This is a genomic window from Bradyrhizobium sp. AUGA SZCCT0169, assembly GCF_018130085.1.
GTDB lineage: Bacteria > Pseudomonadota > Alphaproteobacteria > Rhizobiales > Xanthobacteraceae > Bradyrhizobium.
On record NZ_JAFCMC010000006.1, the window covers coordinates 247,786 to 267,136 of the forward strand.

Here is a 19,351-nt window from a genome sequence, read left to right on the forward strand (position 1 = left end):
CAATGACGGCTGAAAGACTACGTTTCCACCAACCCCGTGCTCGACCCGCTCGCCGCTGAATCCTTCCGCCCGTGCGGGAGCGCCAGATAGGATTCGGAACTCATTTCGATCAGGCGCGACGAGGTCCGCTTGAACTCGTTCGCCTCAATGCCGTCGGTTGCCAGATACAGCGACACCGGATCGGCGTCCGCCGAGGCCATCAGCTTCACGGCATTGTCATAGAGCGTGTCGATCAGCGAGATGAAGCGCTTGGCCGCGTTGCGTTCGGCATAGTCCATCACAGGAATGCGATCGACGAGGATGGTGTGATAATCGTGCGCCAGCCGCAGATAATCAGAGGCGGCCAGCGGCTGCTCGCAGAGTTCGGCAAACGAAAAGCGGGCGACGCCATGCGACGAACAGGGCACGCGCAGGATGCGGCCCTTGATCGCGATATCGCGCGCCTTGCAGGGCGCGTTGCCGGTCATCTTGCGCCAGGCCTTGTCGAGCGCGTCACCGGCGGCGTCATCCGCCGGCACCAGCCACATCTTCACGCCGGCGAGTTTTTCCAGCCGGAAGTCGGTGCGCGCGTCGAGCCGCAGCACGTCCATGCGATCGGCAATCTGCGAAATGAATGGCAGGAACAGCGCGCGGTTGAGGCCACCCTTGTAGAGATCTTCGGGCGCGACGTTCGAGGTCGCCACCACGACGGTGCCGAGTTCAAACAGCTTTGAGAACAGCCGCCCCAAAATCATGGCGTCGGCGATGTCGGTGACGTGGAATTCGTCGAAGCACAGCAGCCATGCCTCCTCGAAGATCGCGTTCGCGGTCAGCGCGATCACATCGCCGTCGGCGATCTCGCCGCGCGCGATCTCCTGCCGGTAGCCGTAAATCCGCTCGTGCACCTCGGCCATGAATTCGTGGAAATGCGCGCGGCGCTTGTGCTCGATGGCGCTCTGCTGGAAGAACAGGTCCATCAGCATGGTCTTGCCGCGACCGACCTCCCCATGGACGTAAAGCCCGCGCGGCGGCGGCTCGTCCTTGTCGGCGAACAGCCGGCCGAGCAGGCTTTGCTTGCGCCGCGGCTTGTAGCTGGACAGCCGGTCTTCCAGCGCCGCAAATGCGTCGGCGGCGCGGGCCTGCGCCGGGTCGGCCTCGATCGCGCCGGAGGTGACCAGCCCCTGATAATGGGCGCGGAACGAGGTGGGTGAGGTCGTCGACAGCATGGCCCACCTTACGGCCCCAAGCGTGCGAGAATTGCAAGCCGTGAATTGGTGGTGGGGGTATGCGCTTTCTTCTCCCTCGCCCCGTTCTTACGGCGCAAGCGGGGCGAGGTAAGAAGCGCCCTCACGCACTCAGCGCGTAGGAATCCTCGACCACATAGGGGCCGCCGCCGGTCGAAGCGCGCGACGAGAACAGCACGAAGCGCGAGGCCATGAAGGTGCGGCTAGGAAAATAGCCGCGCACCGACAGATAGTCGGCGACATCCTGGCTCGAGGCGTCGTGCAGCCGCGCCAGCGTCACATGAGGGGTGAATTTGCGTCCCTCGGGATCTAGCCCCATGCGTTGCATCATCCGCTCGAGTTCGGCCTGCAATTCGATCAGCGGCCGGCTCGGTTCGACGGACGCCACCACCGCCCGCGGCTTGCGGCCGCCAAAACTTTGCAGGCCCTGCACCTTGACCTCGAACGGCTTGCGGTTGACCCGAAACAACATCGAGGCGATTTCATTCGCCGACATGCCGTCGATGTCGCCGATGAAACGCAAGGTGACGTGATAATTTTCGGGATCGATCCAGCGTGCGCCCGGAAGGCCGCCACGCAAATTGGAAAGGGTCTGGCCAATCTCGGCCGGAATTTCCAGTCCAGCAAACAAACGCGGCATCGCTCGACTCCCGATGCTGAAACCCGATGACGAATCACCGATCACCAATTTCTACCTGAGTTATATGACCCTGCGAAGCAGCCGGCGCCACTGGACCGGAAAGCTACGGGGAAAACTATCGGCAGGGTTATTCACTGCTGTATTTTCAGCTGCGTTGCGCAGATAACGCGCCGAGAAATGCCTCGACACTGGGCAGAATGTTTTTCACAATCATGTCGACCCCCTCAGCGGTCGGATGCAATCCGTCCGGCTGGTTGAGCTTGGCCTCGGCGGCGACGCCTTCCAGAAAAAACGGATAGAGCAGCACGCCGAAGGATTTCGAAAGCTCCGGGTAGATCGCGTTGAAGCGGGCCGCATACTCGCTGCCATAATTCGGCGGCGCCAGCATCCCGCACAGCAGGACGGCGATCTTGCGGGCCTTAAGCCGGGTCAGGATATCGGTGAGCGCGGCGCGGGTGACGGCAGGATCGGTGCCGCGCAAGGCGTCATTGGCGCCGAGCTCGAGGATCACGGCCTCGGTTCCCTCCGGGACCGACCAGTCGAGCCGGTCGCGGCCGCCTGAGGTGGTGTCGCCGGACACCCCGGCATTGATCATATCTACCTTTATCCCCTTGGCTTCCAACGCCTTTTGCAGGCGGGCGGGGAACGCCCCGGTCGCCGCCAGGCCATAGCCGGCACTTAAGGAGTCGCCGAGCACGACCATCTTGATCGGCTTGACCGGAGGTGTGGCCGGGGTCTGCGCAAAAACCGTCTGTGTCGTCATCAAGGCCATAATCAACACGAGTATGTGCACGAACATGCCTATCCGGCCCTCGACCCCGGCGGCGGAATTGCCATATGACCGATCCATGGACAGTCTCATCGAACCCTCTTCACTAACCGGCCTGGAGCCGGACACCATTTCCATTTCCAACGTCAATCTCTCGCTCGGTACGGGCGCGGCACGCGTTCATATTCTGAAGGATATCAGCCTTCGTGTGGCACCGGGCGAAGCGATCGGCCTGATCGGACCGTCAGGTTCGGGGAAATCCACCTTGCTGATGGTGATGGCGGGGTTGGAGCGGCCTGACAGCGGAGAGGTGGTGGTGAACGGCACGCCGTTCAATGCCCTCGACGAGGACGCCCTCGCCCGCTTCCGCGGCCGCCAGGTCGGCATCGTGTTCCAGTCGTTCCATCTGATCCCGACCATGACGGCGCTGGAAAACGTCGCGGTGCCGCTGGAGCTCGCCGGCAATCCCGATGCGGCCAAACGAGCCGAGCAGGAGCTGACCTCGGTCGGTCTCGGCGATCGGCTGCATCACTATCCGACGCAGCTCTCCGGCGGCGAGCAGCAGCGCGTCGCGCTGGCCCGCGCGCTGGCGCCGGATCCTGCGATCCTCGTCGCGGACGAACCGACCGGCAATCTCGACGAGGCGACCGGCAAGCAGATCGTCGACCTGCTCTTCACCAAGCATTCCGAGCGCGGCATGACGCTGGTGCTGGTGACGCACGACACCTCGCTGGCGCAACGCTGCGACCGCGTGGTGCGGCTGCGCTCGGGCCGCATCGACGGACAGTCCACTTCATGACCATGGCGTCGGAAGCCGCTGGCGGCAGCCGCGCATCATCATCACTGGCGCTGCGTTACGCGTTTCGCGAACTGCGCGGCGGCCTGCGCGGCTTTTACGTCTTCATCGCCTGCATCGCGCTCGGCGTGATGGCGATCGCCGGGGTCGGCTCGGTCGCGGCCAGCCTCAGCGACGGCCTGAGCCGGGAGGGCCGCACCTTGCTCGGCGGCGACGTCGCATTCTCGCTGATCCAGCGCGAAGCCACGCCAGAGGAAATCGCCTTCCTGCGCGCCCGCGGCGAGGTTTCGGTCGCAGCCGCCTTGCGCGTCATGGCCCGCAGCGGCGACGGCAGGCTGGCGCTGGTCGAACTCAAGGCGGTGGATGGAAAATACCCGATGCTCGGGGAGTTGACGCTTGAGCCCAAGATGCCGGTTGCGGACTTGCTGGCCGAGCGCGACGGCGTATTCGGCGCGGCGGTGGATTCCGTGCTGCTGGCGCGGCTCGATCTCAAGCTCGGCGACCGCATCAGCATCGGCAACGCCAACTACCAGATCCGCAGCGTGGTCGGCGCGGAACCGGACAAGCTCGCCGGCAATGTCGGGCTCGGGCCGCGCGTCCTGGTCAGCGAAACCAGTCTGCGCGCGACCGGATTGCTGCAGCCCGGCAGCCTGGTGCGCTGGATCTATCGGCTGAAACTGCCCGACAATGCGGCCGACGAGCGCGCCGCGACCCAGCTGATCGATAGCGTGCGGGCCGCGTTGCCGGAGGCCGGCTGGTGGATCCGCAGCCGCGCCAACGCCTCGCCGCAGCTCGAGCGCACCATCAGCCGTTTCACCCAGTTCCTCACCCTGGTCGGCCTTGCCGCCCTCCTGGTCGGCGGCGTCGGCGTCGCCAACGCCGTCAAGAGCCATATCGACCGCCGCCGCGACGTCATCGCCGCGTTCAAGGCGCTCGGCGCCACCGGCCGCGACGTCTTCACGATCTATCTGACCCAGGTCGTCGTGCTCGCCGGGATCGGCTCGATCATCGGGCTCGTCGCAGGCGCCGCGCTGCCGTTCGTCATCGTCGGCCTGTTCGGCAAGCTGCTGCCGCTGCCGGTGATCCCCGCGCTGCATCTCGACGAACTCGCATTGTCCTTCATCTATGGCCTGCTGACCGCGCTTGCGTTCGGGCTGTGGCCGCTCGGACGGGTGCACGACGTGCCGGTGGCGGCGTTGTTCCGCGAGGAAGTCGCCCGCGAATGGCACCGTCCGCGCTGGCGATACCTCGCCTTGATGGCCGTCGTGATTGCGCTTTTGATCGCAGTCGCCATCGGCCTTGCCTACGACAAGCGGATCGCAGCGGTGTTCGTCGCGTCGTCGGTTGCGGTGTTCGCACTGCTGCGCGGCGTCGCCGCCGGCCTGATGGCGCTGGCGCGCCGGCTGCCGCGATCGGATATCACCATGCTGCGGCTGGCGATTGCCAACATCTACCGGCCCGGCGCGCTGACGCCGTCGGTCGTGATGTCGCTGGGCCTTGGCCTCGCCGTCCTCGTCACCATCACCCAGATCGACGGCAATCTGCGACGGCAGTTCCTGGCGGCGTTGCCGGACCGCGCGCCCTCGTTCTACTTCATCGACATCCCGACCTCGGAAGCCGATCGCTTCGGCGCGTTTCTCAAGCAGACAGCGCCGCAATCGACCGTGGAGGATGTGCCGATGCTGCGCGGACGCATCGTAGCAGCCCGCGGCGTCAAGGCCGACGAGCTCAAACCAACGCGGGATACCGAATGGGTGCTGCAGAGCGACCGCGGCCTGACCTATACGGCCGACATCCCCAGGGGCTCGAAAGTCGTCGAGGGCGATTGGTGGAGCGCGGACTATCGCGGGCCACCACTGGTCTCGATGGAGAAAAAGATCGCCGACGGAATGAGGCTCAAGATCGGCGACGAGATCGTCGTCAATGTGCTGGGCCGCGACATCCCGGCGAAGATCGCCAATCTGCGCAACGTCGACTGGCAGGGCCTCGGCATCAATTTCGTGCTGGTGTTCTCGCCCAACGCCTTCAAGGGCGCGCCGCACACCCATGTCGCGACCCTGTCCGAGGCCCACCCGGATCCGGCCGGCGACGCCCGGATCATCAAGCAGGTGGCCGACGCGTTCCCGATGGTGACCAGCGTACGGGTCCGCGAGGCGCTGGACACGATCGGCACCGTCGTCACCAATCTCACGCTCGCGATCCGCGGCGCCAGCGCCGTGACACTGATTTCGGCCATCCTGGTGCTGGGCGGCGCACTCGCCGCCGGCCATCGCCATCGGGTCTATGACGCTGTGATCCTGAAGACCCTGGGCGCGACGCGGGTGCGGCTGCTCGGCGCCTACGCGCTGGAATATCTGATGATCGGCCTGGCCACGGCGGTGTTCGGCGTGATCGCAGGCTCGGTCGCGGCCTGGCTGATCGTGACGCGGCTGATGACGCTGAGCTTCATATGGCAGGCCGGCAGCGCCGCCGGCGTCGTCGCCGCGGCCCTGATCGTCACGGTAGGCCTCGGACTCGCCGGCACGTTGCTGGCCCTGAACCAGAAGCCGGCCAGCGTGCTGCGAAATTTGTGACAATTTGTAGCGGGCGGCAAGGCCGCGTTAACGCTGCTTTTGCTGGAAAATAGCTATCTAGAGCGACATTCAGCCGCGCGTGGAAGCTTGCAGCGGATGTGTTAGTTTCCCACATACCAGCCTGGGACAGAGGCCGGTTTGATGACACCGAATTAATGTCAGCAAATCGCGGCCTTTGGGCTAGATATTCTAACCGGCGACGCAAACCCCTTGCGATCCGCCGGGCAACCAACGGGAATTCGACCATGTCGGACCTAGACCGTAACTACGCTTCTCCTTTCGGCCGGGCCGCCGGACGCGTCGATGCCGCGGCCGTCGATGCCGGTCTGCGCGCATACATGCTGCGCATCTACAATTACATGTCGATCGGCCTGGCCATCACCGGTCTGGCGGCGCTCGGCGTCTATATGATGGCGGTGACCCCGGATCAGTCGGCCGGCGTCGCCAAGTTCGGCAGGGAGTTCCTGACGCCGTTCGGCTACGCGATGTATGTCAGCCCGCTGAAGTGGCTGTTTATCCTCGCGCCGTTGGTCATGGTGTTCGCGATTTCGTTTGGCATCAACCGGCTGAGGCCCGCGACGGCGCAATTGCTGTTCTGGGCGTTCGCGGCGCTGATGGGCATCTCGCTGTCGTCGATCTTCCTGGTGTACACCCACACCTCGATCGTGCGGGTGTTCTTCATCACGGCGGCAACGTTCGGCGCGCTGAGCCTCTACGGCTACACCACCAAACGTGACATGAGCGGCATGGCGTCGTTCCTGTTCATGGGCCTGATCGGCGTCATCATCGCGAGCCTGGTCAACATGTTCCTCGGCAGCTCGATGCTGCAGTTCATCATCTCGGTGGTGGGCGTGCTGGTGTTCGCGGGCCTCACCGCCTATGACACCCAGCGGCTGAAGAACGACTACATCTACGGCTATGCCTCGCAGGGCGGTGACATTGCGGAAAAGGCGGCGATTACCGGCGCACTTTCGCTCTACCTGAACTTCATCAACCTGTTCACGCTGCTGCTGCAGCTGCTTGGCCAGCGCGACTAGCGATCCAGTCCAGCCAAAGAATTGAAGCCCCGGCCTCGCGGCCGGGGCTTTTCTTTTGCGGCCAGCAAAAATAATCTGTCACCATGTCTACGCCCGATATCAGGCCCGCCACCGAGGCCGACCTTCCCTTTGTCACCGAAATCTACGAGCACGCGGTGCGCTACGGCACCGCGACATTCGAGCTGATCCCGCCCGATCTCGTCGAGATGACAAGGCGGTTCCGTGTGCTGATGGACGGGGGATTTCCGTATTTCGTCGCCGCGGTCGAAGGCCGGGTGATCGGATATGCCTATGCCGGCCCCTACCGCCCTCGGCCGGCCTATCGCTTCACGGTGGAGAACTCGGTCTATCTGCAGCCGGCGATCCACCGCCGCGGCATCGGCCTGTTGCTGCTGCAGCGGCTGATCGCCGAATGCGAAGCGCGGGGCTACCGGCAAATGATCGCCGTCATCGGCGATTCCGCCAACGCCGGCTCGATCGGCGTCCACACCAAGACCGGCTTCCAGATGATCGGGACGCACCCCTGCGTCGGTCTCAAATTCGGACGCTGGCTGGACACGGTGATGATGCAGCGCGCGCTTGGCGAAGGCGCCACGACGGTGCCCGCGGATTCGAAGGCCTAGAATCGTAGATGGGGTAACGGGCCGGCCGATTAAACCACCGCCAGCTTCCGATCGATCACTAGTAGCACGCGCTCAAGCTCATGGCCGCGGCGCAGGATCAGCCCGGTCGCCGAGATCACGCTGTACATGCCCTGCTTGCGCGCCAGCCGCGGATCCTTCTCGATGCGATAGATCGGTACTTCGGAGGCGCGGCGGAACACCGAGAACACCGCGCGGTCCTTCAGGAAGTCGATGGCATAGTCGCGCCACTCGCCATCGGCGACCATGCGGCCGTACAGATTGAGGATGCGATTGAGCTCCAGGCGATTGAACGTAACGCTATTCGGCAGCGGACTTGCAGTGGCGGTACGCGCCACCGCGCGACTCCCGCTTGGATCAGTGTCCTCCGACATCGAACTCATCGAGCGCCTCCTGTCGTCTCCGGCATGATCTTGTTCCGAAAAAACCGGTCCCCACTAAAGCCCGGTCCCCACTTTCGGATCATGACAATGACATGATCGCGCTAACCGCCGGGCACCGCAAGGCCCTTTGAAATTGCGGCGGAAAACCGCGACGGGCCGTGCGGCAACACCGAAAATACCGAGTCACGGGAACGTTAGAGGAATCATATTGCTGCCCCACTTCCGCCCATCGCCCGCCCCGCTGGCTTGCGACAAGTGAATCCTGCGTTGACCCGGTCCTTTCGGTTCCGGATTCCTCAGCCCCCAGCCCCCCGGGGCCGTCGGGATCGGGTCTGTTCGCAGGGGAGCTTTCTCCCGCACTGGGCCAACGAGAGTTGGTCCTTTTTCTTTTGGGGGGTGCTTCGTCATTGCGGAGCATTCCACCGGATCCGCGCAAAGCGCCCCACAATTTCTGCTGTCGTCCTCCGCGAAAGCGGGGGCCGAGTACGCCGCGGCGGCGAGATATATCGCTGGTTTTTCGGACTACTGGATCGCCCGAAGCGCAGACAAGTTTACGTAGTCTGCGCAAGGCAGACTACCATGTCGGGCGACAACAGCTTGGGTGGCGCGAGAAATCCGAAATCAGCGCAGCGGCGTGTAGGCCGCGCCCAGCATCGGGCCGGGCTTTTCGCGATTGCCGTCCTGGACATAGACGACCGCGGCATCGACGCCATCGCGGGAGATGTTTTCAAGCGGAACGGTCCAGCTTCCGGAATTGCCGTTCCAGTCCCCGACCTTCAGGATGTTGCGCACCACATTGTAGTAGGTGACCTGGCGGCCGCGGTTTTCGCCGCGCCCGATCGAGATCGGCACCGCCTTCGAGACCGAGCAAATCCAGACTTCGCCCTGCGATGAAGTCGGCGCGTTGCTCGCCGCCACCGACACGTTGATGTGCTTGCCGGACAACGTCATCGTCACCGGTACCGACATCACGCCGGCGGCTTTCTGGGTGTGCTGGATTGCGCTGTCGATGCCTGCACGATCGCTGCCGACCACCTTCGCCGAACCGTTGACGATGACCTGCGGCGTGTAGACGTCGCGATCGCCACGCATTTGCGAATAGGCTTTCTGGCGCGCGCTGAAGCGCGAGTCCGCCAGCGTATCCTTCCAGCCCAGATAATCCCAATATTCGATCGGCATGCTCAGCGCGATCACGTTGGGGTCCTTGGCGAGCTCGCCAATGATCTCGTCGGCCGGCGGGCACGACGAGCAGCCTTGCGAGGTGAACAGCTCGACGACCGCGCGCGGGTCGGCATGAGCGGGACGGATAATCGCGACGATGGCACAGACGCCAAGCGCACTCGACCATCGCGAAATCGAACTATTGGCCATCATCGCTGTCATACTGCGAACCGGTCCCGGCGATTTCTATCCGTATTTGTACGGGGCATGATTTTCTATCCCTAAGCGCGCACCCCAGACGCAAGAAAGCGGCCTTTTCATAGGCCGCCTTCTTCCCGGTCGCTACTCACGTAGCAGTGAGGCACCGATCACAAATCCGCGTTTCAAGGCGTTTTCAAGCGAAGTGGATAAAGGTTCGCGTGAAGAAAACGCCTCAAAACACAACTCAAGCCGCAAGCTTGCGCAGCACATAGTGCAGAATGCCGCCGTTGCGGTAGTAGTCGAGCTCGTCGAGCGTATCGATGCGGCAGAGCAGCGAAACGCGCTGCAGCGACCCGTCGCCGGACACGATTTCCGCGGTCAGCTTCTGGCGCGGCTTCAAATCGCCCTGCAGGCCGCGGATCGTCACCTTCTCGTCGCCCTTCAGCCCGATCGATGTCCAGGACTGGCCGTCCTCGAAGGTCAGCGGCAGCACGCCCATGCCGACCAGGTTGGAGCGATGGATGCGCTCAAAGCTCTGGCAGATCACCGCGCGGACGCCGAGTAGCCTGGTGCCCTTCGCCGCCCAGTCGCGCGACGAGCCGTTGCCGTATTCGGCGCCGGCGAACACCACCAGCGGCACCTGCTCGGCCTGGTACTTCATCGCCGCGTCGTAGATCGACATCTGCTCGCCGTCGGGCCAATGCTTTGTCAATCCGCCTTCCGGAATATTTCCATCAGCGCCTTTGAGCATGAAGTTCTTGATGCGGATATTTGCGAAAGTGCCGCGCATCATGATCTCATGGTTGCCGCGCCGCGTGCCGTACTGGTTGAAGTCGGCCGGACGCACCTGATGCTCCGACAGATACTTTCCGGCCGGAGAGGTCAGCTTGATCGAACCGGCCGGCGAGATGTGGTCGGTGGTGATCTTGTCGCCGAACATCGCCAGAATCCGCGCATCGACCACGTCGACGATCGGTTCCGGTTCTTTCTTCATGCCTTCGAAGTAGGGCGGGTTCTGCACATAGGTCGAGCTCATGTTCCAGCGGTAGGTCTCGCTCTCGACCGTCTTGATCTTGCGCCAGTTGGTATCGCCCTTGAACACGTCGGCGTAGCGCTTCTTGAAGATCGTCGCGGTGACGAACTTCTTCATATAGGCGTTGATTTCCTTGGTGGTCGGCCAGATGTCCTTCAGGAACACCGGCTTGCCGTCCTTGCCTTCACCGATCGGCTCGACCGAAAGGTCCTTGGTCACGGTGCCGGCCAGCGCATAGGCGACGACCAGCGGCGGCGAGGCGAGATAATTCGCCTGCACATCCGGCGACACGCGGCCTTCGAAATTTCGGTTACCCGACAACACAGCGGCGGCGACGATGCCATTGTCGTTGATCGACTTCGAAATATCCTCCGGCAGCGGGCCGGAATTGCCGATGCAGGTGGTGCAGCCGAAGCCGACCAGGTTGAAGCCGACCTTGTCGAGATCGAGTTGCAGTCCGGAATTGGACAGATATTCCGCGACCACCTGGCTGCCCGGCGCCAGCGAGGTCTTGACCCATGGCTTGGCCTTCAGGCCCTTGGCGGCGGCGTTGCGCGCCAGCAGGCCCGCGCCGATCAGCACGCTCGGGTTTGACGTGTTGGTGCAGGAGGTGATCGCCGCGATCACGACGTCGCCATGGCCGAGATCGAACTTGCGGCTCTCGACGGCGAAGCGATGCGAGGCATCCGCCGCCTTCTTGTATTCGGTGGTCATCGCTGCGGAGAAGCCCGAGGCGACCGCCGGAAGTGCGACGCGGCCTTCGGGGCGCTTCGGTCCGGCCATCGAGGGCACCACGTCGGCAAGATCGAGCGTCAGCGTTTCCGTGAACACGGGATCGGCCGACTTGGCGGTGCGGAACAGGCCCTGCGCCTTGGCGTAGGCCGCGACCAGCTTGACCCGATCGGCCTTGCGGCCAGAGGTTTTCAGATAATCGATGGTCGCGGCATCGACCGGGAAGAAGCCGCAGGTCGCGCCATATTCCGGCGCCATGTTGCCGATCGTCGCCTTGTCCGCGACCGACAGATAATCAAGGCCGGGGCCGTAGAATTCGACGAACTTTCCGACCACGCCCTGCTTGCGCAGCATCTGCGTCACGGTCAGCACCAAATCGGTGGCGGTTACGCCTTCCTTCATCTGGCCCTTGAGCTTGAAGCCGATCACTTCGGGCAGCAGCATCGACTGCGGCTGGCCGAGCATCGCAGCTTCTGCCTCGATGCCGCCAACGCCCCAGCCCAGCACGGCCAGACCGTTGACCATCGTGGTGTGCGAATCGGTGCCGACCAGCGTGTCGGGATAGGCGACTTCGAACGTGCCGGTCTTCCTGCCGACCGTCATCTTCTCTTTGCGGGTCCACACCGTCTGGGCGAGGTATTCGAGATTGACCTGGTGGCAGATGCCGGTGCCGGGCGGCACCACCGAGAAATTCGTGAACGCCTTCTGGCCCCACTTCAGGAACTCGTAGCGCTCCTGGTTCTGCTTGTATTCCTCGACCACGTTCTTGCCGAACGCCTTGTTGTCACCGAAGAAGTTGACGATCACGCTGTGGTCGATGACGAGGTCGACCGGCACCAGCGGATTGATCTTTGCGGCGTCGCCGCCGAGCGCCTGCATTGCGTTGCGCATCGCGGCGAGATCGACCACCGCCGGCACGCCGGTGAAATCCTGCATCAGCACGCGGGCGGGGCGAAACGAGATTTCATGCTCGAGCTTGCGGGTCTTCAGCCATTTCGACACCGCGATGATGTCGGCCTTCTTGACCGTGCGATCGTCTTCAAAACGCAGCAGGTTTTCCAGCAGCACCTTCATCGAATAGGGAAGCTTGGAAATTCCCTTCAGACCGTTCTTCTCGGCGGCGGGCAGGCTGTAATACACGTAGGTCTTGCCACCGACCTTGAGGGTCTTGCGGCATTTGAAGCTGTCGAGCGAGGTCATGTCAGGAAATCCCAATTCTCAGTTATACCCGGCAAGGGGTATTTAAACACCGTCAGCGCGGTCGGCTTACCGGCTTGCGGCCGCCGGTTGTGTGCTGCATCAAGTTCCGGGCTTATAGAATCTTTCTAGATGCGCCGCCACAACCACGATCGTGCTGCAGCATTGCGCGACCCAAAAATTCTGATGCGGTACCCCAAGGTTTTCTGAAGGGCCGTAACGAGGCAAGATGCGGCTCACAGGACGTCAGATCGATTGTGTGCGGAGCGGGCGCGCGGTGTTTTCCGGGCTCGATTTCGAGGCCGCTTCTAGCCAAGCGCTCGCCGTCATCGGCCCCAACGGGTCCGGCAAGACGTCGCTGCTGCGGCTGATCGCGGGCTTGCTGGTGCCGGCAGGCGGATCGGTCGCGCTGGAAGGCGGCGCTGATGAACTAACGCTGCCCGAGCAGGCCCATTATCTCGGCCATCGCGACGCACTGAAGCCCGCGCTCAGCGTGCTGGAGAACCTGTCGTTCTGGCGGGATTTTCTGGGCGGGGACGCCAGCGATCCCAACGAAAGCCTCGCCAAGGTGGGGCTCGCGCACGCGACGCATCTGCCGGCGGCGTATCTGTCGGCCGGCCAACGGCGCCGGTTGTCGATCGCCCGGCTGCTCGCGGTGCGGCGGCCGGTCTGGCTATTGGACGAGCCGACCTCGGCGCTCGACGCCGCCGGGCAGGATCTGTTCGCGGGCCTGATGCGCGATCACCTCGCGCGCGGCGGCATCATCGTCGCGGCCACCCATGCGCCGCTCGGGATCGAGGCGGACGAATTGCGGATGGGGGGCGGGCAGTGAGTGCGCTGAGCTTCTCGCCTCTTGGTACAACTCTCTCCGTTCCCTCCCCCCTTGCGGGGTCCGAGGCGAGCGAAGCTCGCTCTCGAGGTCAGGGAGAGAGGTATCCCACGACGTGCTCTCTCCGTTCGACCTTCGACAATAGCCCCCCTCAGACACCATTTCCGGAGCTACCCCTCTCCCCCGCCCTCCCCCGCAAGGGGGGAGGGAGCTACCGGTGTACGCCGTCACAGCGGATTGCACACCGCATGCAGCCATTGCGAGCGCCGGAATGACCGCCCTTGCCGTGCTGATTCGACGGGATATCAGGATCGCGCTGCGCGTCGGCGGCGGCGCGCTGATCGGCGTGCTGTTCTTCCTGACCGTCACCGTGCTGATGCCGTTTGCACTCGGGCCCGACCTGGCGCTGCTGACGCGGCTCGGGCCCTCCATTCTCTGGCTCGGCGCGCTGCTGGCCAGTCTGCTGACGCTCGACCGTCTGTTCACGGCAGATCACGAGGACGGCTCGCTCGATCTGATCGTGATGGGCCGGACGCCGCTGGAACTGGCCTGTGCCGCCAAAGCGCTGGCGCACTGGCTCGCCGCCGGGCTGCCGCTGATCATCGCGACCCCCGTGCTTGGGCTGATGCTCAATCTCGACGCCACCGCGACCTCGGCCGTGGCGCTGACGCTGCTGGTGGGAACGCCGGCGCTGACTTTCATCGGCATGACCGGCGCCGCGCTGGCGGTGACGCTGCATCGCGGCGGGTTGCTGCTCGCGGTTCTGGTGCTGCCGCTGTCGATCCCGGTGCTGATTTTTGGCGTAGCGGCGTCGCAGGCCGCGATATCGGGGCCGCTGCCGTTTGGAACACCGTTCTCGATCCTCTGCGCGATCTCGCTGGTCAGTTTCGTGATCGGACCGTTTGCCGCAGCCGCCAGCCTGCGGCACGGGCTGGACTAGATAATCTGATGCATGCCGATCAACACTTGATGGAACAGAACAAGCCGCATTGCCTGCTCCGCCGCCGACGATTATCAGGATGCCCATGACGCTGATCGACCTCGCCAACCCCACCAAATTCCTGTCGCTGACGGGGCGCATATTGCCGTGGCTGGCGGGCGCGACCGCGATCCTGCTGCTCATCGGCTTGTACCAGGCAGCAATGGCACCCGACGATTATCAGCAGGGCGCCACCGTCAAAATCATGTTCATCCACGTGCCCAACGCCTGGCTGTCGATGTTCGTGTGGGGCGTCATGAGCCTTGCGGCGCTGGGCACGCTGGTGTGGCGGCATCCGCTCGCCGACGTCGCTGCGAAAGCCGCCGCCCCGATCGGCGCCGCCTTCACATTTCTCGCGCTGGTCACGGGCTCGCTATGGGGCCGGCCGATGTGGGGCACCTATTGGCAATGGGATGCGCGGCTCACCTCGGTGCTGATCCTGTTCCTGATGTATCTCGGCCTGATCGCGCTGTGGCGCGCGGTGGACGATCCGTCGCGGGCGGCGCGGGCGGCGGCGATCCTCACACTGGTCGGCGCGCTCAATTTGCCGATCATCAAATTCTCGGTCGACTGGTGGAACACGCTGCATCAGCCGGCCTCGGTGCTTCGCATGGGAGGCTCCACGCTCGACCGCGCCTTCCTGATTCCGTTGCTGGTGATGGCGGTTGGATTTTCGCTGCTGTTCGTCACGCTGCATCTGGCGGCGATGCGCAACGAGATCCTGCGCCGCCGCGTGCGCAGCTTGCAGATCATGCAAGCCAGCCAACAGGCCGCGTGATGGCGCTCGGTCCCTATGCCTCCTTCATCGTGACGTCCTATGCGCTGGTCGCCGCGGTGGTCGCGATCCTGATTGCCTGGATCGCCATCGATTTTCGCCGCCAGAAGGCGCGCCTGCGCGAGCTCGAGGCCAGCGGCATCACCAGGCGCTCCGGCCGCAGTGCGGCGGATATCAGATGAGCGGGCCGGCGGCATCTGACGCACCGCGGCAAAGCCGGCGCTGGCTGGTGACGCTGCCGCTGATCGGCTTCATGGCGGTCGCCGGGCTGTTCCTGCTGCGGCTGCACGGCGGCGATCCTTCGAAAATTCCATCCGCTTTGATCGGCCGCCCGGCGCCGCAGACCGCGCTGCCGGCGCTGGCAGGCCTGGTCGACAACGGCATCGCCGTTCCCGGGCTCGACCCGGCGGCCTTCAAGGGCAAGGTCAGCGTCGTCAACGTCTGGGCGTCCTGGTGCGTACCATGCCATGACGAGATGCCGTTGCTCACCGCTCTGGCCAAGGACAAGCGGCTGCAGATCGTCGGCATCAACTACAAGGATTCGCCCGACAACGCCCGCCGCTTCCTCGGCCGCTACGGCAACCCGTTCAGCATGGTCGGCGCCGACAGCAATGGCCGCGGCTCGATCGAATGGGGCGTCTATGGCGTGCCTGAAACCTTCGTGGTCGGCCGCGAAGGCACCATCGTCTACAAACTGGTCGGGCCGATCACGCCAGCCAATGTCGATACCGTGCTGAAGGCCGAGATCGAGAAGGCGTTGCGAGCGGGGAGTTAGCTCCGGCCGTCATTCCGGGGCGCGCCTTGGCGCGAGCCCGGAATCCATTTGTCGACGCGACTTGCGATCTGATGGATTCCGGGCTCTCGCTTCGCTCGCCCTCAGATGCGCAATTGCGCATCGGGAAATGACAAGGGATAAATAATTTCCAGCTTTTATCTGCCGTTCATTTGCCGGCCATGGCGCCGCCACGAATTCGAAGCTAGCTTGATGGCGTTACTTAAACCGTCCTTGGAGGGACACTTCTATGCGTCATTTCACGCTCGCTTCTCTTCTCGCAACTGCGCTCACGGTTGGCCTGATGACGGCAACCCCGTTGATGGCCCAGACCGCGCAGCCCGCGACCAAATCCGACAGCAAGATGGCTCCCGCGCCGAAGGCCCAGGAGTCGAAGATGGCGCCGGCCCCGAAGGCCGAACTGCTCGACATCAATTCGGCGACCGTCGACCAGCTCGAAGCGCTGCCGGGGATCGGCAAGGCCTATTCCGCCAAGATCGTCGCCGGCCGTCCCTACAAGGGCAAGGACGATCTGGTGCACAAGAACATCGTCCCGCAGGCGACCTACGACAAGATCAAGGACCAGGTGATCGCCAAGCAGAAGAGCTGATTGTTATCGTGCCCCGGACGCAGCGCAGCGCTCCTGCGGTGCGCTGCAGAGCCGGGGCCCACTCTAACGGATAGATCGGCTCAAACGGATAGATGGGTCCCGGCTCTGCGGTGCATCGTAAAGAACGCTGCACCGCGTCCAGGACACTAACTCTCACCCCTTCCTCACATCTCCCGCGTCCGCTTCGCTGGCTTCCAGCGAGGCCGGCTCCAGATGGTAGCGCTTGGTCAGCGGCATCTGGGCGATCGCAAAGATCATCGTCAGCGGAATCACGCCGAACACCTTGAAGCCGACCCAGAAGTCGGTCGACTGGGTGCGCCAGATGAATTCGTTCAGAAGCGCCATTGCGAAAAAGAACAGCGTCCAGCGCATGGTGAGGATGCGCCAGCCCTGCGGCGTCAGATTGAACACCTGATCGAACATGACGGCGATGAAGGAACGGCCGAACAGAAGGCCACCGCCGAGGATCGCGGCGAACAGGCCGTAGATGATGGTCGGCTTCATCTTGATGAAGGTCTCATCATGCAGCACCAGGGTCAGCGTGCCGAACACGATGACGATTACGGCGGTGACGATCGCCATCATGGGCACATGCCTGGTCACCACATAGGACGCGATCATCGCGGCGATGATCGCCACCATGAAGGCGCCGGTGGCGACGAACAGGCCGAACTTGGCGTTGGCGGCAAAAAACACGAGCAGCGGACCGAGTTCGGTCGCAAGCTTGAACAGCGGATGCGGCTGGGTCTTGTCCATCTTAGCTTTCGATTCCTGCAATCGCGTTCGCAAAATCCCGCGCGGTAAACGGCGCCAGATCGTCGACGCCTTCGCCGACACCGATGAAGTGCACCGGCAGTTTGAATTTCTCCGACAGCGCCACCAGGATGCCGCCCCGCGCAGTGCCGTCGAGCTTGGTCATCACAAGGCCGGTGACCCCTGCGGTACGATGAAAAGCCTCGACCTGCGACAGCGCATTTTGTCCCACCGTGGCGTCGAGCACCAGCAGCACCGCATGCGGGGCCGAGGCATCGACCTTCTTGATGACGCGGACGACTTTTTCGAGCTCCTTCATCAGCTCGGCCTTGTTCTGCAATCGCCCGGCAGTATCGACCAGCAGCACGTCGACGTTCTGTTCTTTCGCTGCGGTCAGCGCATTGAAGGCGAGGCCCGCTGAATCAGACCCCTGCGCGCCCGCGATCACAGGCGATTTGGTCCGCTCGCCCCAGACCTTCAATTGCTCGATCGCGGCGGCGCGGAACGTGTCGCCGGCCGCCAGCATCATCTTGCGGCCCTCGGCGCTCAGTTTCGCCGCCAGCTTGCCGATGGTGGTGGTCTTGCCGGAACCGTTGACGCCAACCACGAGAATGACGAACGGTTTTTGAGCGGCGTCGATCACCAGCGGCTTGGCCACCGGCGCCAGCACCTTCTCGACCTCGGTCGCGACCACCGCCTTGACCTCATCCGCCGAGATCGCCTTGTCGTAGCGGCCGGCGCCGACGGCGTCCGCGATCCGCACCGCGACCTCGGTGCCGAGATCGGCGCGCAGCAGCACATCCTCGATATCATCGAGCATGGCGCGGTCGAGCTTGCGTTTGATGACGAGGTCGGCAACGGCTGACCCGATCGAACTCGAGGTTCGCTTCAGGCCGCTCGAAAGCCGCCGCCACCAGCTCAGTTTTGGAGTTCCAGGAGTGGTATCGCTCATGTCGGACGTGTGTTAGCGGTTTCGCGCCATGAACGAAAGCCACAACCAATCCATTGATATTGGCGGGGCATCCCCTGAGGTCCCCGACCTGACCGCGGAAGAAATCCAGGCTCGCGTGCTCCACCGCGACGGGCTGATGCTGGTCATCGACAAGCCCTGCGGCCTGCCGGTGCATCGCGGCCCCAAGGGCGGCGCCAACCTGGAAACCTCGTTCGACGGGTTGCGATTCGGCCTGCCGCGGCCGCCGGTGCTCGCGCACCGCCTCGACAAGGATACCTCCGGCTGTCTCGTGCTGGGACGCCATCGCAAGGCCACGGCCTCGCTCGGGCTGCTGTTCAAGCACGGCAAGATCGGAAAGACCTACTGGGCCGTCGTGGAAGGCGGACCTGCCGAAGATGAAGGCACCATCGACATGGCGCTCGGCCGGCTCAACGTCGAGCGTGGCTGGTGGCAGAAGCCGGATCCGGACGGTCAAAAAGCCGTCACAAACTGGAAGGTGCGCGGCCGCGGCAATGGCCTCGCCTGGTTAGAGCTGGAACCGGTCACCGGCCGCACCCATCAATTGCGCGTGCACACATCGGCCACGGGCTGGCCGATCGTCGGCGACAACATCTACGGCAACGGCCCCCGCTTCGGCGAGCCGCGCCTGCATCTGCATTCCCGCGAGATCGTGATTCCGATTTCAAGGAGCAAGGAACCGGTTCGCGTGGTGGCGCCGGCGCCGGAGCATATGCGCGAGCGACTCAGGGCGTGTGGGTGGAACGGGGAGTAGCGGCCAAGGTCCAGCGCTTGAGTTCAACAACCGGCACGAACTCGACCAGCGTCGCCGCCTTGAACACGCCCGCAAGCGGACGCCAATCCGATTGAAGTAGACCTTTCGCCCGCTCCAATCCTGCATCCGTCATGCCCGTCGCCAGGGTACAATGAGGTGTCCAGCGCCCCGTTTGATAATGTGGCCTGCAGGTTTCGCCGAGGGCACCAATGATCGTCGCATGTAAGCGCATCAGGTCAAGCGAAGAAGCCAAGGCCGCGTAACAAACGCCGCTGCCGGCACCAAACGTCGAGAAATCAGTCAAGGTGACGGTGATCTGGTCGGCATTGCCGAAGATCCGATCAAGCGAAGCGACCGCCGCCTCTACCACCAGATCGTCATAAACGGCCAATGTCACATGCGGCGCGAACCTGAGATCAGGCATCGAACTTGATACGCCCGCATTTGCAAGCCGCGCCCAGCGCGCCGAAATAGCGTCCGCCATTTCAGAATTGAAATGCAGGCTCACAGCAAAAGCCATGTT

At 63.7% G+C, this 19,351-nt stretch carries 20 protein-coding genes; 11 read left to right on the forward strand and 9 right to left on the reverse strand.

Annotated features, from left to right (window positions below; genetic code table 11):
* Positions 1-17 precede the first annotated feature (17 nt).
* From zapE to JQ609_RS10495, 3 genes are all read right to left on the reverse strand, one after another.
* Positions 18-1,205 carry a cell division protein ZapE gene (gene zapE, locus JQ609_RS10485; RefSeq protein ID WP_212204136.1) on the reverse strand — a complete coding sequence of 396 codons (1,188 nt, stop codon included), beginning with the start codon at positions 1,203-1,205 and terminating at the stop codon, positions 18-20.
* Positions 1,206-1,326: 121 nt separating this feature from the next.
* The gene (gene thpR, locus JQ609_RS10490) at positions 1,327-1,863 is read right to left on the reverse strand and encodes an RNA 2',3'-cyclic phosphodiesterase (protein WP_192739017.1); all 537 of its coding nucleotides are present in this window, start codon (positions 1,861-1,863) and stop codon (positions 1,327-1,329) included.
* 145 nt (positions 1,864-2,008) lie between these two features.
* Positions 2,009-2,656, reverse strand: a complete 648-nt coding sequence (locus JQ609_RS10495; protein ID WP_312014834.1) for an arylesterase — start codon at positions 2,654-2,656, stop codon at positions 2,009-2,011.
* A 55-nt stretch (positions 2,657-2,711) separates the two neighbouring features.
* Between JQ609_RS10495 and JQ609_RS10500 the strand changes: the two genes are divergently transcribed.
* The 4 genes from JQ609_RS10500 to JQ609_RS10515 all read left to right on the forward strand — a co-directional run bounded on the left by JQ609_RS10500 (position 2,712) and on the right by JQ609_RS10515 (position 7,661).
* Positions 2,712-3,431 carry an ABC transporter ATP-binding protein gene (locus JQ609_RS10500; protein ID WP_212273355.1) on the forward strand — a complete coding sequence of 240 codons (720 nt, stop codon included), beginning with the start codon at positions 2,712-2,714 and terminating at the stop codon, positions 3,429-3,431.
* On the forward strand, positions 3,428-6,001 hold the full coding sequence (locus JQ609_RS10505; RefSeq protein ID WP_212273356.1) for an ABC transporter permease: 2,574 nt from the start codon (positions 3,428-3,430) through the stop codon (positions 5,999-6,001). The genes JQ609_RS10500 and JQ609_RS10505 overlap by 4 nt, the downstream gene beginning before the upstream one ends.
* Positions 6,002-6,246: 245 nt before the next feature.
* Positions 6,247-7,038 carry a Bax inhibitor-1/YccA family protein gene (locus JQ609_RS10510; protein WP_212204133.1) on the forward strand — a complete coding sequence of 264 codons (792 nt, stop codon included), beginning with the start codon at positions 6,247-6,249 and terminating at the stop codon, positions 7,036-7,038.
* An 83-nt stretch (positions 7,039-7,121) separates the two neighbouring features.
* Positions 7,122-7,661, forward strand: coding sequence for a GNAT family N-acetyltransferase (locus tag JQ609_RS10515; protein WP_212273357.1), 540 nt, complete (start codon positions 7,122-7,124; stop codon positions 7,659-7,661).
* Between the two features lie 29 nt (positions 7,662-7,690).
* On the opposite strand, the gene JQ609_RS10520 is transcribed toward JQ609_RS10515, so the two are convergent.
* The 3 genes from JQ609_RS10520 to acnA form a co-directional block, all read right to left on the reverse strand.
* Positions 7,691-8,062: a DUF2794 domain-containing protein gene (locus tag JQ609_RS10520; RefSeq protein ID WP_211999183.1), complete on the reverse strand. Its 372-nt coding sequence runs from the start codon at positions 8,060-8,062 to the stop codon at positions 7,691-7,693.
* Positions 8,063-8,683: 621 nt separating this feature from the next.
* Positions 8,684-9,445 carry a DUF1223 domain-containing protein gene (locus JQ609_RS10525; RefSeq protein ID WP_192739310.1) on the reverse strand — a complete coding sequence of 254 codons (762 nt, stop codon included), beginning with the start codon at positions 9,443-9,445 and terminating at the stop codon, positions 8,684-8,686.
* 223 nt (positions 9,446-9,668) lie between these two features.
* On the reverse strand, positions 9,669-12,389 hold the full coding sequence (gene acnA / locus JQ609_RS10530; RefSeq protein WP_212204131.1) for an aconitate hydratase AcnA: 2,721 nt from the start codon (positions 12,387-12,389) through the stop codon (positions 9,669-9,671).
* A 226-nt stretch (positions 12,390-12,615) separates the two neighbouring features.
* Here acnA and ccmA point away from each other — a divergent pair, with 226 nt between their 5' ends.
* The 6 genes from ccmA to JQ609_RS10560 all read left to right on the forward strand — a co-directional run bounded on the left by ccmA (position 12,616) and on the right by JQ609_RS10560 (position 16,351).
* Positions 12,616-13,218: a heme ABC exporter ATP-binding protein CcmA gene (ccmA, locus tag JQ609_RS10535; protein ID WP_212273358.1), complete on the forward strand. Its 603-nt coding sequence runs from the start codon at positions 12,616-12,618 to the stop codon at positions 13,216-13,218.
* A 268-nt stretch (positions 13,219-13,486) separates the two neighbouring features.
* Positions 13,487-14,155: a heme exporter protein CcmB gene (gene ccmB, locus JQ609_RS10540; RefSeq protein WP_212273359.1), complete on the forward strand. Its 669-nt coding sequence runs from the start codon at positions 13,487-13,489 to the stop codon at positions 14,153-14,155.
* An 85-nt stretch (positions 14,156-14,240) separates the two neighbouring features.
* Positions 14,241-14,972 (forward strand): heme ABC transporter permease, encoded by a 732-nt coding sequence (locus JQ609_RS10545; RefSeq protein ID WP_283813708.1) that lies wholly within the window; start codon positions 14,241-14,243, stop codon positions 14,970-14,972.
* Positions 14,972-15,151, forward strand: coding sequence for a heme exporter protein CcmD (ccmD, locus tag JQ609_RS10550; protein WP_192739315.1), 180 nt, complete (start codon positions 14,972-14,974; stop codon positions 15,149-15,151). The genes JQ609_RS10545 and ccmD overlap by 1 nt, the downstream gene beginning before the upstream one ends.
* Positions 15,148-15,744: a DsbE family thiol:disulfide interchange protein gene (locus JQ609_RS10555; RefSeq protein WP_212204128.1), complete on the forward strand. Its 597-nt coding sequence runs from the start codon at positions 15,148-15,150 to the stop codon at positions 15,742-15,744. The genes ccmD and JQ609_RS10555 overlap by 4 nt, the downstream gene beginning before the upstream one ends.
* Positions 15,745-15,991: 247 nt before the next feature.
* A complete protein-coding gene (locus JQ609_RS10560) occupies positions 15,992-16,351 on the forward strand; it encodes a helix-hairpin-helix domain-containing protein (protein ID WP_212273360.1) in 360 nt (119 codons plus the stop codon).
* Between the two features lie 153 nt (positions 16,352-16,504).
* Here the strand turns inward: JQ609_RS10560 and JQ609_RS10565 are convergent, their stop codons facing one another.
* Together JQ609_RS10565 and ftsY are read right to left on the reverse strand one after the other, a co-directional pair.
* Positions 16,505-17,107 (reverse strand): septation protein A, encoded by a 603-nt coding sequence (locus JQ609_RS10565; protein WP_212204125.1) that lies wholly within the window; start codon positions 17,105-17,107, stop codon positions 16,505-16,507.
* A gap of 1 nt (position 17,108) precedes the next feature.
* Positions 17,109-18,056: a signal recognition particle-docking protein FtsY gene (gene ftsY, locus JQ609_RS10570; RefSeq protein WP_212273361.1), complete on the reverse strand. Its 948-nt coding sequence runs from the start codon at positions 18,054-18,056 to the stop codon at positions 17,109-17,111.
* A 28-nt stretch (positions 18,057-18,084) separates the two neighbouring features.
* Here ftsY and JQ609_RS10575 point away from each other — a divergent pair, with 28 nt between their 5' ends.
* Entirely contained in the window at positions 18,085-18,828 is a 744-nt protein-coding gene (locus tag JQ609_RS10575) for an RluA family pseudouridine synthase (protein WP_212273362.1), read from the forward strand.
* Here the strand turns inward: JQ609_RS10575 and JQ609_RS10580 are convergent.
* A complete protein-coding gene (locus tag JQ609_RS10580) occupies positions 18,800-19,348 on the reverse strand; it encodes a 2'-5' RNA ligase family protein (RefSeq protein ID WP_212273363.1) in 549 nt (182 codons plus the stop codon). The two genes, JQ609_RS10575 and JQ609_RS10580, sit on opposite strands and share 29 nt — an antisense overlap.
* Positions 19,349-19,351: the final 3 nt, after the last annotated feature.